This window comes from Streptomyces sp. Xyl84 (assembly GCF_059731885.1).
Window position 1 is genome coordinate 3,875,392 of record NZ_AP029182.1, and the last position, 12,822, is coordinate 3,888,213.

A 12,822-nucleotide genomic window follows, 5' to 3' on the forward strand; every position below is an offset into this window, starting at 1 on the left:
GGAAGCGTCCGTTCCTTGAGAACTCAACAGCGTGCCAAAAGTCAACGCCAGATATGTTGATACCCCGTCCGTCGGAATCATCCGATGGTCGAGGTTCCTTTGAAAAAACACAGCGAGGACGCTGTGAACCGGGAGAACATTCCTTCTCCTGGTTCCGCTCTCGTGGTGTTGCACCGGATTACCGGTAAACATTCACGGAGAGTTTGATCCTGGCTCAGGACGAACGCTGGCGGCGTGCTTAACACATGCAAGTCGAACGATGAACCACTTCGGTGGGGATTAGTGGCGAACGGGTGAGTAACACGTGGGCAATCTGCCCTGCACTCTGGGACAAGCCCTGGAAACGGGGTCTAATACCGGATATGAGTCTCCAAGGCATCTTGGAGGCTGTAAAGCTCCGGCGGTGCAGGATGAGCCCGCGGCCTATCAGCTTGTTGGTGAGGTAACGGCTCACCAAGGCGACGACGGGTAGCCGGCCTGAGAGGGCGACCGGCCACACTGGGACTGAGACACGGCCCAGACTCCTACGGGAGGCAGCAGTGGGGAATATTGCACAATGGGCGAAAGCCTGATGCAGCGACGCCGCGTGAGGGATGACGGCCTTCGGGTTGTAAACCTCTTTCAGCAGGGAAGAAGCGAAAGTGACGGTACCTGCAGAAGAAGCGCCGGCTAACTACGTGCCAGCAGCCGCGGTAATACGTAGGGCGCAAGCGTTGTCCGGAATTATTGGGCGTAAAGAGCTCGTAGGCGGCTTGTCACGTCGGTTGTGAAAGCCCGGGGCTTAACCCCGGGTCTGCAGTCGATACGGGCAGGCTAGAGTTCGGTAGGGGAGATCGGAATTCCTGGTGTAGCGGTGAAATGCGCAGATATCAGGAGGAACACCGGTGGCGAAGGCGGATCTCTGGGCCGATACTGACGCTGAGGAGCGAAAGCGTGGGGAGCGAACAGGATTAGATACCCTGGTAGTCCACGCCGTAAACGGTGGGCACTAGGTGTGGGCGACATTCCACGTCGTCCGTGCCGCAGCTAACGCATTAAGTGCCCCGCCTGGGGAGTACGGCCGCAAGGCTAAAACTCAAAGGAATTGACGGGGGCCCGCACAAGCGGCGGAGCATGTGGCTTAATTCGACGCAACGCGAAGAACCTTACCAAGGCTTGACATACACCGGAAAACCCTGGAGACAGGGTCCCCCTTGTGGTCGGTGTACAGGTGGTGCATGGCTGTCGTCAGCTCGTGTCGTGAGATGTTGGGTTAAGTCCCGCAACGAGCGCAACCCTTGTCCCGTGTTGCCAGCAGGCCCTTGTGGTGCTGGGGACTCACGGGAGACCGCCGGGGTCAACTCGGAGGAAGGTGGGGACGACGTCAAGTCATCATGCCCCTTATGTCTTGGGCTGCACACGTGCTACAATGGCCGGTACAATGAGCTGCGATACCGTGAGGTGGAGCGAATCTCAAAAAGCCGGTCTCAGTTCGGATTGGGGTCTGCAACTCGACCCCATGAAGTCGGAGTCGCTAGTAATCGCAGATCAGCATTGCTGCGGTGAATACGTTCCCGGGCCTTGTACACACCGCCCGTCACGTCACGAAAGTCGGTAACACCCGAAGCCGGTGGCCCAACCCCTTGTGGGAGGGAGCTGTCGAAGGTGGGACTGGCGATTGGGACGAAGTCGTAACAAGGTAGCCGTACCGGAAGGTGCGGCTGGATCACCTCCTTTCTAAGGAGCACTTCTAGGCCGCTTCGGCGGTCCAGGGGCCAGTACATCAGCGAATGTCTGATGCTGGTTGCTCATGGGTGGAACGTTGACTACTCGGCACACTTGATCATCTCTTCTTCCTAGTACTGCTTCGGCGTGGAACGGATCGGGGAGTGGCGAGGGTGTCGGGCACGCTGTTGGGTGTCTGAGGGTGCGAGCGTTGCTCGTCCTTCGGGATGCCGGCCCCAGTGCACTCGGGATGTTGTTCCCGGGGTGATGGGTGGTTGGTCGTTGTTTGAGAACTGCACAGTGGACGCGAGCATCTGTGGCCAAGTTTTTAAGGGCGCACGGTGGATGCCTTGGCACCAGGAACCGATGAAGGACGTGGGAGGCCACGATAGTCCCCGGGGAGTCGTCAACCAGGCTTTGATCCGGGGGTTTCCGAATGGGGAAACCCGGCAGTCGTCATGGGCTGTCACCCGCTGCTGAACACATAGGCAGTGTGGAGGGAACGCGGGGAAGTGAAACATCTCAGTACCCGCAGGAAGAGAAAACAACCGTGATTCCGGGAGTAGTGGCGAGCGAAACCGGATGAGGCCAAACCGTATGCGTGTGAGACCCGGCAGGGGGTGCGTATACGGGGTTGTGGGATCTCTCTTCTGTCGTCTGCCGGCGACAGGACGAGTCAGAAACCGTTGATGTAGGCGAAGGACATGCGAAAGGTCCGGCGTAGAGGGTAAGACCCCCGTAGTCGAAACGTCAGCGGCTCGTTTGAGAGACACCCAAGTAGCACGGGGCCCGAGAAATCCCGTGTGAATCTGGCGGGACCACCCGCTAAGCCTAAATATTCCCTGGTGACCGATAGCGGATAGTACCGTGAGGGAATGGTGAAAAGTACCCCGGGAGGGGAGTGAAATAGTACCTGAAACCGTGTGCCTACAAGCCGTGGGAGCGTCGGAATGTGCTTGCACATTCTCGTGACTGCGTGCCTTTTGAAGAATGAGCCTGCGAGTTTGCGGTGTGTTGCGAGGTTAACCCGGGTGGGGTAGCCGTAGCGAAAGCGAGTCCGAACAGGGCGTTTCAGTAGCACGCTCAAGACCCGAAGCGGAGTGATCTAGCCATGGGCAGGTTGAAGCGGAGGTAAGACTTCGTGGAGGACCGAACCCACCAGGGTTGAAAACCTGGGGGATGACCTGTGGTTAGGGGTGAAAGGCCAATCAAACTCCGTGATAGCTGGTTCTCCCCGAAATGCATTTAGGTGCAGCGTCGTGTGTTTCTTGCCGGAGGTAGAGCACTGGATAGGCGATGGGCCCTACCGGGTTACTGACCTTAGCCAAACTCCGAATGCCGGTAAGTGAGAGCGCGGCAGTGAGACTGTGGGGGATAAGCTCCATGGTCGAGAGGGAAACAGCCCAGAGCATCGACTAAGGCCCCTAAGCGTACGCTAAGTGGGAAAGGATGTGGAGTCGCAGAGACAACCAGGAGGTTGGCTTAGAAGCAGCCACCCTTGAAAGAGTGCGTAATAGCTCACTGGTCTAGTGATTCCGCGCCGACAATGTAGCGGGGCTCAAGCGTACCGCCGAAGTCGTGTCATTGCAGCATATACGCCCAACGGCGGCTGTGATGGGTAGGGGAGCGTCGTCTGCCGGGTGAAGCAGCACCGGAAGGTAGTTGTGGACGGTTGACGAGTGAGAATGCAGGCATGAGTAGCGATTCACACGTGAGAAACGTGTGCGCCGATTGACTAAGGGTTCCTGGGTCAAGCTGATCTGCCCAGGGTAAGTCGGGACCTAAGGCGAGGCCGACAGGCGTAGTCGATGGATAACCGGTTGATATTCCGGTACCCGCTGTGAAGCGTCAAACATCGAGCATCGTGATGCTAAGGCCGTGAAGCCGCCCTGATCTCTTCGGAGTTGAGGGGAGTGGTGGAGCCGCCGGCCCAAGCGGTTAGTAGGTGAGTGATGGGGTGACGCAGGAAGGTAGTCCATCCCGGGCGGTGGTTGTCCCGGGGTAAGGGTGTAGGCCGTGCGATAGGTAAATCCGTCGTACTTGTGGCTGAGACCTGATGCCGAGCCGATTGTGGTGAAGTGGATGATCCTATGCTGTCGAGAAAAGCCTCTAGCGAGTTTCATGGCGGCCCGTACCCTAAACCGACTCAGGTGGTCAGGTAGAGAATACCGAGGCGTTCGGGTGAACTATGGTTAAGGAACTCGGCAAAATGCCCCCGTAACTTCGGGAGAAGGGGGGCCACGCTCGGTGATCGGATTTACTCCGTGAGCTGGGGGTGGCCGCAGAGACCAGCGAGAAGCGACTGTTTACTAAAAACACAGGTCCGTGCGAAGCCGTAAGGCGATGTATACGGACTGACGCCTGCCCGGTGCTGGAACGTTAAGGGGACCGGTTAGCTCCATTTCGGTGGGGCGAAGCTGAGAACTTAAGCGCCAGTAAACGGCGGTGGTAACTATAACCATCCTAAGGTAGCGAAATTCCTTGTCGGGTAAGTTCCGACCTGCACGAATGGCGTAACGACTTCTCGACTGTCTCAACCATAGGCCCGGTGAAATTGCACTACGAGTAAAGATGCTCGTTTCGCGCAGCAGGACGGAAAGACCCCGGGACCTTTACTACAGTTTGATATTGGTGTTCGGTTCGGCTTGTGTAGGATAGCTGGGAGACTTTGAAGCATGCACGCCAGTGTGTGTGGAGTCGTCGTTGAAATACCAGTCTGGTCGTGCTGGATGTCTAACCTGGGTCCGTGATCCGGATCAGGGACAGTGTCTGATGGGTAGTTTAACTGGGGCGGTTGCCTCCTAAAGGGTAACGGAGGCGCCCAAAGGTTCCCTCAGCCTGGTTGGCAATCAGGTGTTGAGTGTAAGTGCACAAGGGAGCTTGACTGTGAGACCGACGGGTCGAGCAGGGACGAAAGTCGGGACTAGTGATCCGGCGGTGGCTTGTGGAAGCGCCGTCGCTCAACGGATAAAAGGTACCCCGGGGATAACAGGCTGATCTTCCCCAAGAGTCCATATCGACGGGATGGTTTGGCACCTCGATGTCGGCTCGTCGCATCCTGGGGCTGGAGTCGGTCCCAAGGGTTGGGCTGTTCGCCCATTAAAGCGGTACGCGAGCTGGGTTTAGAACGTCGTGAGACAGTTCGGTCCCTATCCGCTGTGCGCGTAGGAGTCTTGAGAAGGGCTGTCCCTAGTACGAGAGGACCGGGACGGACGAACCTCTGGTGTGCCAGTTGTTCTGCCAAGGGCATGGCTGGTTGGCTACGTTCGGGAGGGATAACCGCTGAAAGCATCTAAGCGGGAAGCCTGCTTCGAGATGAGGACTCCCACCCACTTGATGGGGTAAGGCTCCCAGTAGACGACTGGGTTGATAGGCCGGATCTGGAAGCACGGTAACGTGTGGAGGTGACCGGTACTAATAGGCCGAGGGCTTGTCCTCAGTTGCTCGCGTCCACTGTGTTGGTTCTGAAACCACGAACAACCCCATGCCAGGTTATGGTGTGGTGCGGTTGACAGTTTCATAGTGTTTCGGTGGTCATAGCGTGAGGGAAACGCCCGGTTACATTCCGAACCCGGAAGCTAAGCCTTACAGCGCCGATGGTACTGCAGGGGGGACCCTGTGGGAGAGTAGGACACCGCCGAACAATCGTTCAGAAAAGGCCCACACCGAAATGGTGTGGGCCTTTTCTTTTGCCTGCATTACCGTAGCCCCCATGAGCAGCCCCGACAGCGTCGCGCAGCACGACGAGAAGTACCTGGTCCGCGCCATACGCGCCGACGAGTGGCCGGCCGTGAAGGCGCTGCGGCTTGAGGCCCTCCAGGACCCGGTCGCCCACCTCGCCTTCCTGGAGACGTATGCGGACGCCGCCGCCCGGCCCGACTCCTTCTGGCAGGACCGGGCGGCCGGCGCCGCCGAAGGATCCACCGAAGTACGGCAGTTCATCGCCGAGGGCCCGGACGGAGAATGGGTCGGGACCGTCACCCTGCTCATGGAGGAAGCCGGTACGACCGACTGGGCCGGATTCCCCGTCGAGCAGCGGCAGGGGCATGTCGTCGGCGTGTACGTGCGGCCCGAGCACCGGGGGTGCGGGCTCACGGAGGTGCTGTTCGACGAGGCCCTGCGATGGGCTTGGGAGAGCGGTGCGGAGCGGGTGCGGCTCATCGTCCACGAGGACAACGGCCGGGCACAGCGCTTCTACCGCCGGGTCGGCTTCCTGCCGAGCGGCCGGACCGTGCCCCTGGCCTCCGCCCCCGGGGCGGACGAACTGGAGTATGTCCTCACACGCCCGTGACGGCGACGGTCAGGCCGGGAGGTCGTCGTGCGGCCAGCGGGCGCGGGCCTGCTCCCGGGAGCGCAGCAGCGCCAGTGTCGGCAGGCCCCAGTCCGCTCCCCCGGCCAGCAGCTCGGGGAGCTGGGGGAGCGGGGCCACGGCCGCCACGTCCTCGAGGACGAGGGTGAGTGGTGGGTCGAGCCGACCGGAGGATGACCGTTCGGCCATGCGCCGGCCGCGCTCGACCACGCTTGCGGCGAGTGCCGTCAGGAGGGGCATCGCGCCCGGGTGGGTGCGGGGATCCTCGATGGATTCCCCCACCACGTAAAGCGTTCCCCCTTCCTCCACGAAGGAATCCAAGGCGACCGCATCATTTCGGTGAGGAGTGCAGGCCTCCCGGATGTTGACCGTGAAGAGGGAGGCCAGTGCGCGGGCCGTCAGTTCCTGCGCGATGTCCCGGCGTTCGGGGTGCGCGGTGAGCGCGGCCTCCAGTTCGCCCGCGGAGCCCGGCGCCGCCTTGGGGTTGGTCCGCAGGGTCCGTACGGCCTCCTGGAGCTGGGTGCCCTGCGACCAGCGGTGGACGTGCCGGATCGTGCGGCCGTCGATCGCCGCGGCGTGCAGGTAGCTGCGCAGGAGCGTCTGCGCGGTGTCGTTCACCGCCTGGTCGATTTTGGCAGCGGGCCGGACGGGGGCGAGCAGGGCGGTGGCTCGGGCCACCGCCGTCTCCTTGTCCGCGCAGCCCGCGACGGGGGACCAGTGCAGCCGGGCCGGTGTGTCGCACAGGTGACCGGGATCGTAGAGGTGGACGGGGCCCAGCTTCGAGCGGGCGTCCTTGGTGTCCTGCCAGAGGGCGGGCTCGGAGGTGACGACGAGCACGGGGCCGGCGGCGTCGAGGACCGCCTGGGCGGCGGTCGTGCGACGGCTCTCCCTGGGGCCGACGACGAGCGTGGGCCGTGGGCTGTCCGTGCCCGGCCGCGGCTCCTGGGGGCCGGCCAGGGCGGTGACGGGGCCTGGGGGCGCGGCCAGGGCGGCCGGGGATTCCCCCTCGGGCACGGGCTGCGACGGTGGCGTGGCGGCGGGCTGCTGCCACGCTGTCCCGGAGGGCGTGCGCTGGCCGGGCACCTCGTGAGGGGCCGGTCCGTCCTGGGGGACGGGGGCTGCCGCCCCGGCCGGGACACCGTGGCCGGCGGGGGGCTGGGGAGAGGCGGGCACGTCGTGGCGGGGTGAGGAGGGTGTGGCCGGCGGCCCGGAGTGCGCGGCGCGGGCCGCCGCGGCCGCCTCCCGCCGCCTGGCCCGGCCCGCGCGCCACCGCGCCGTCGTCCCCATGACGAACACGGTCAGCACGAACAGCACCATCAGCTGGCCGATGAACAGGCCCCAGAACAGCCCGTAGCCGGAGAGGCCGGCCGGCTCGGTGGCGGGCCAGGCGCCCGGGATGTCGTGCGGTTCGGTGATGAGGTGACGCATCGCCAGGGGCGTACGGGTGAAGGTGACGCCGGACGGCCAGGAGCCGTGCGCGAACAGGCCGGCCAGGCCGGTCGCCGTCCACACCAGCACGGTCATGCCGAGGAGGAAGGCGAGCAGGCCGATCAGCAGGCCGTCCGGGATGCCGCCCTGCCCCCGGGCCCTTCCCCGGTCGTGGTCGTCGGGTCGCACCGTGCCCGCCTCTCCTAGGCCACCGTCGACTCGGAGGAGCCGCCCAGGTCGGGGACGTGCTGTTCCACGAAGGCGGCCGCCCGCTGTTCCGCCTCGAGTTCTGCGGCGCGCAGGGCGTCGTCCGCGGCGAGGTGGTCGTGGGAGGACTCGGTCATCGCGCGGTCGGTGAAGACCAGCGGGCGTTCGGTCTCGGTGATGAGGTGCTTGACGACCTGGACGTTGCCGTTGACGTCCCACACGGCGATGCCCGGGGTGAGGGTGGGGATGATCTCCACCGCCCACCGGGGCAGGCCGAGCACACGCCCCGTCGCCCTGGCCTCGTCGGCCTTCTGGGCGTAGATCGTCCTGGTGGAGGCCATCTTCAGGATCGCGGCGGCCTCCTTCGCCGCCGCGCCGTCGACCACGTCCGACAGGTGGTGCACGACGGCGACGAAGGAGAGGCCGAGCCGGCGCCCGAACTTCAGCAGTCGCTGGAACAGCTGTGCGACGAACGGGCTGTTGATGATGTGCCAGGCCTCTTCGACCAGGAAGATGCGCTTCTTGCGGTCGGGGCGGATCCAGGTGTGCTCCAGCCACACGCCGACGATCGCCATGAGGATGGGCATGGCGATGGAGTTGCGGTCGATGTGGGACAGGTCGAAGACGATCAGGGGAGCGTCGAGGTCGATGCCGACCGTGGTGGGGCCGTCGAACATGCCGCGCAGATCGCCGTCGACCAGGCGGTCCAGGACCAGGGCGACGTCCAGGCCCCAGGCGCGGACGTCGTCTATGGCGACGTTCATCGCCTCGGCCGACTCCGGTTCGGGGTGGCGGAGCTGCTCGACGATGTCGGACAGGACCGGCTGGCGCTGGACGATCGTCTCGTTGACGTAGGCGTGCGCGACCTTGAGGGCGAAGCCGGAGCGTTCGTCCAGGCCGTGGCCCATGGCGACTTCGATGATGGTGCGCAGCAGCGCGAGCTGGCCGGTCGTGGTGATCGACGGGTCCAGGGGGTTGAGGCGGATGCCGTGGTTGAGGGCGGCCGTCGGGTCGAGGCGGATGGGAGTTATCCCCAGCTCCTCGGCGATCAGGTTCCACTCGCCGACGCCGTCCTCGCCCTGGGCGTCCAGGACGACGACCTGGCGGTCGCGGAAGCGGAGCTGGCGCAGGACATACGTCTTCTCCAGGGCCGACTTGCCGTTGCCCGACTCGCCGAGGACCAGCCAGTGCGGGGCGGGGAGCTGCTGGCCGTACAGCTGGAAGGGGTCGTAGATGTAGCCCTTCCCGGAGTACACCTCGCGGCCGATGATGACGCCCGAGTCGCCGAGGCCGGGCGCGGCCGTGGGCAGGTAGACCGCCTGGGCCTGGCCCGTGGAGGTGCGCACCGGGAGCCGGGTCGTCTCGACCTTCCCGAAGAGGAAGGACGTGAAGGCGTCCGTGAGTGCGGTCAGCGGGTCCCGCATCAGAGCATCAGCCCCTACCGTCGGATTCCGGTGGCGAACGGGAGCGTGTTCACGAAGGCGCGGTGGTGCTCGCGGTCGCACCACTCCAGTTTCAGGTACGACTTTCCGGCCGAGGCGCGGATGGTGCGCTTGTCGCGGGCCAGGGCCTCGGGGGTGCGGGAGGAGACGGTGATGTAACCGACGAGGTTGACGCCGGCGGCGCCGCTGGCGAGGTCCTCGCCGCGCTGGTCGAGGCGGTGGTGGGCCTGGACGTCGCGGGGGTCCACGGTGCGGTTCATCTTGGCGGCGCGGCTGGCGTCGGCGACGTCGTTGGTCTTCTCGGTCAGCATGCGTTCGATGGCGACCTCGGTGGGTTCGAGGTCCATGGTGACGGCGACCGTGCGGATGACGTCCGGGGTGTGGACGAGGAGCGGCGCCAGGAAGTTGACGCCGACCGGGGTCATCGGCCACTCCTTGACCCAGGCGGTGGCGTGGCACCACGGTTCGCGGGTGGCGGACTCGCGGGTCTTGGCCTGGAGGAACGTCGGCTCCATGGCGTCCAGCTCGGCCGGCCAGGCGTTGCGCTGGGTCATCGCCTGGATGTGGTCGATCGGGTGGTCCGGGTCGTACATGGAGTGGATCAGCGAGGCGAGCCGGCCCTGGCCGAGCGGCTGCCGTACGCGGATGTCGGCCTCCTGGAGGCGGGAGCAGATGTCGGTCAGCTCGCGGGCCATGACGACGGCGAGTCCGGCGTCCCGGTCGAGCTTGCGGCCGGACCGGGGGCGGGCGGCGCGAGCCATCGCGTGCGCCTCGGCGGCCAGTTCGCGGGTGAAGTGCATGCAGGCGACGAGGTAGGCGCGGTGCTGCTCGCTGCTGGTGGACACCATGGACTGGAGCTGGTCGTAGGACTGCTGGAGCCACTGCGGTGCGCGGGTGTCCCCGCGCTGGGCGACGTCCTTGGCGTGGGCGTCGGGGTCCGCGGGCAGCGTGCGGGCGAGCATCTGCAGGCGGGTGACGAAGCCGTCGCCGTTGGCCACGTGTTTGAGCAGGGTGCCGAACCGGTCGACCAGGGCCTCCTGGTCCTCGGAGTCGCGCAGGCCGACGCCGGGTCCCTCGATCTCGATGGCGGCGGTGACGGTCTTGCGGTCGGCGTGCAGCAGGACGGCGATCTCGTCCGGCCCGAACGGCGCGGCCAGCCAGGTGATCCGGCCGATGCCGGGCGGCGGGCCGATCTCGATCTCGCGGCCGTCGGCGCGGGTGCCGGCCTCCATGACGCCGGAGCGGTAGACGGCGCCGCGCTTGACGGTGCGCTTGAAGCTGCGGTTGATCTCGAACCACTTGTAGAACGTCCGGTGCCGGTAGGGCACGTAGACGGCGGCCAGGGCCAGCAGCGGGAAGCCGGCCAGCAGGACGATGCGCAGGGACAGCACGGGGACGAGAAGCCCGCACATCATGCCGATGGCGGCGCCGGCGATGATCAGCGCGATCTCGCCGGTCTCGCGGTTGCGGCCGACGATGGCGTTCGGCCGGGCCCGGCCGATCAGATATGTACGGCGGGGCGTGACCGTGGGGGACACGTGGGACTCGGTCGTCAACGCCCTTCACCTCCCGTGCGGTTGGTACTGCTGTTGCGGGTGCTGCTGGCGTGGGGGGTGTTCACCGGGCTGGGTGCCCGGGGAGCGGGGGCGGCGGAGGGGACGGATCCGCCGCTGTCCGCGGCGCGCGCGCTGTGCGCGGCGACGCCGCCGGAGGCGGGGTTGGCGGGGCGGGGGGCGGAGGCGCCGCCCGCCGAGCCGTTGCTGTCGGCTCGGGTGCTGTGGGTCTTGATGCCCTGGGCGACCAGCGTGGCCGGGGAGCTGATGACGGCCGCGGCCTTGCCCTCGGCGCCCTGCATGATGCGGTTGTTGCGGCCGGCGGCGATCTCGTCGCCGAAGCCGGGCACGAAGCGGTAGATCATGGCGCTGGCGAAGATCGCGAGCAGGATGATGGCGAGGCCGGAGACGACGGCGGCGAGCGCGTCGGGGCCGTCGTCCGAGGAGAGCGCGCTGGCGAGGCCGAGCACGATCACGATCACCGGCTTGACCAGGATCACGGAGATCATGATGCCCGCCCAGCGGCGGACGTGGCCCCACAGGTTCTTGTCGACGAGCCCGGAGTAGACGACGACGCCGAGCAGGGCGCCGACGTAGAGCAGGATCGCCCGGAGGAACAGCTCCAGGTAGAGCACGCCGGCGGCGAGGATCGAGACGAGCGACACCAGGATCAGCATGATCGGGCCGCCGCCGATGTCCGTGCCCTTGTCCAGCGCGCCGGCGAACGTGCCGAAGAACGTGCCGGTCTGGTCGCCGGTGGCCTTGGCGAGGACGTCGCTGACGCTGTCGGTCGCGGAGACGACCGTGTAGAGGATCAGCGGGGTGAAGGCGGAGGCGAGCACCGTCAGCCAGAGGAAGCCGACGGCCTCCGAGAGCGCGGTGGACAGCGGCACGCCGCGCACGGCCCGCTTGGCGACCGCCAGCAGCCACAGCAGGAGGGTGAGGATGGCGGAGGCGGCGAAGACGATGGCGTACTGCTGGAGGAACTTCTGGTTGGTGAAGTCGACCGTGGCGGTCTCCTGCACCGCCTTGCTGAGCTGCTTGACGGTCCAGGAGGCGGCGTCGGCGCAGCCCTTGGCGAGGGAGGAGAGGGGGTCGAGGGTGGAGGTGGGGTCGGTGGGAGCGGCCCCGCCGCTGTTGCTGCTCGCGTTGCCGCGTTCGCAGTACTGCCTGGCCCGCCCGACGATCAGGTCACACCTGCGGTCGTGCGCGGGCTGCGAGGGTGTCGGGCTCGGTGAGGGCGCGGCGGTGGCACGAGCGGCCAGCAGTACGACCGAGGTCTGTACGGCCGCCACGGCTCCGGTGAGCTTGAGCGCGCGCTGCCTGCTACCGGGCATACGTGAACCCTCCGTACTCTTCGATGGCCTTGCGGATCTGGTCGGAGGTGGCGGCCTTGTCATCGCCGGGGACCGGGGCCGGACCGTTCTGCTGCGTGTCGGAGGCGATCTTCCAGTCGCCCTGGTTCCACTGCAGTTCGAACGTCCACGTCTTCCAGGACGAGGTGATCGGGTCCGTCGTGGACTGCCTGGACATGCCGATGAGTCCCACGTACCAGACCGAGACCCGGGCGCTCGTGTCGCTGTACCGCTGGACGGTGGTGCCGACCGGTGCCACGCGGGACACGAAGGTACTGCCTGCCGGCGCGTTGCCGTTGGCGTCCAGGCCCATTCTGGCGAGGAAGTCGGCCGAGTAGGCCTGGTCCATCGGACCCTGGAGCTTGGCCGCGGCTTCCGGGGTGTAGAGGAGACCCACGATGGTGTGACGGCTGTCCTTCTTGAACATGCCGGTCGAGCCCAGCGTCACGGCGTAGTTCGCCGCCGCGCTCTGGGCCCCCTGTTGGTCGTGGGCGAAGCCAGAGGGGAGGCCTGCGGTTCTGGTGGTCACGGGCTGTCTGCCGGTGGGGGCGGTGGCTGCCGCCTTCGCTCCGCCGCTCTTGCCGGGGGAGTCCGCGGCGGAGGAACCGCCGCTGCCGCCGCGGTTCGCGAAGGCGATGGCGGCGATCAGGAGGACGACCACGGCGACGACCGTGACCAGGCCCCGTGAGGAGGAGCGGGCGCCGCGCCGGGCGCCGCCGTAGGGGTCGGGGAGCCGGGTGCGGGTCTGCCCGCCGCCGTAGGCGTCGGTGCCGGAGCGCGCCGGGTCGCCGTGTCCGTGCTCGTCTCCCAGACTCATGCCCGGT

The 12,822-nt window shown here is 66.0% G+C and carries 6 protein-coding genes and 3 rRNA genes; 4 read left to right on the forward strand and 5 right to left on the reverse strand.

Annotated elements, in window-relative coordinates:
* Positions 1-191: 191 nt before the first annotated feature.
* The 4 genes from AC6I72_RS16820 to AC6I72_RS16835 all read left to right on the forward strand — a co-directional run bounded on the left by AC6I72_RS16820 (position 192) and on the right by AC6I72_RS16835 (position 5,995).
* A 16S ribosomal RNA gene (locus AC6I72_RS16820) occupies positions 192-1,716 on the forward strand.
* Positions 1,717-2,022: 306 nt separating this feature from the next.
* Positions 2,023-5,142, forward strand: a 23S ribosomal RNA gene (locus AC6I72_RS16825).
* Positions 5,143-5,230: 88 nt separating this feature from the next.
* A 5S ribosomal RNA gene (rrf, locus tag AC6I72_RS16830) occupies positions 5,231-5,347 on the forward strand.
* The 16S, 23S and 5S rRNA genes sit together here, the layout of an rRNA operon.
* A 69-nt stretch (positions 5,348-5,416) precedes the next feature.
* Complete coding sequence (locus AC6I72_RS16835; RefSeq protein WP_498001654.1) at positions 5,417-5,995, forward strand: GNAT family N-acetyltransferase; 579 nt, start codon at positions 5,417-5,419, stop codon at positions 5,993-5,995.
* 9 nt (positions 5,996-6,004) lie between these two features.
* On the opposite strand, the gene AC6I72_RS16840 is transcribed toward AC6I72_RS16835, so the two are convergent.
* From AC6I72_RS16840 to AC6I72_RS16860, 5 genes are read right to left on the reverse strand one after another with little or no spacing between them, the layout of a single operon-like run.
* Complete coding sequence (locus AC6I72_RS16840) at positions 6,005-7,630, reverse strand: type VI secretion protein (RefSeq protein ID WP_498001655.1); 1,626 nt, start codon at positions 7,628-7,630, stop codon at positions 6,005-6,007.
* A 14-nt stretch (positions 7,631-7,644) separates the two neighbouring features.
* Entirely contained in the window at positions 7,645-9,072 is a 1,428-nt protein-coding gene (locus tag AC6I72_RS16845) for an ATP-binding protein (RefSeq protein ID WP_498001656.1), read from the reverse strand.
* A gap of 14 nt (positions 9,073-9,086) precedes the next feature.
* Positions 9,087-10,646 (reverse strand): SCO6880 family protein, encoded by a 1,560-nt coding sequence (locus tag AC6I72_RS16850; RefSeq protein WP_498001657.1) that lies wholly within the window; start codon positions 10,644-10,646, stop codon positions 9,087-9,089.
* Positions 10,643-11,980, reverse strand: a complete 1,338-nt coding sequence (locus AC6I72_RS16855; RefSeq protein WP_498001658.1) for a hypothetical protein — start codon at positions 11,978-11,980, stop codon at positions 10,643-10,645. Before AC6I72_RS16855 ends, AC6I72_RS16850 begins: the two co-directional genes overlap by 4 nt.
* On the reverse strand, positions 11,970-12,815 hold the full coding sequence (locus AC6I72_RS16860; RefSeq protein ID WP_498001659.1) for a DUF8175 domain-containg protein: 846 nt from the start codon (positions 12,813-12,815) through the stop codon (positions 11,970-11,972). The genes AC6I72_RS16855 and AC6I72_RS16860 overlap by 11 nt, the downstream gene beginning before the upstream one ends.
* Positions 12,816-12,822 lie beyond the last annotated feature (7 nt).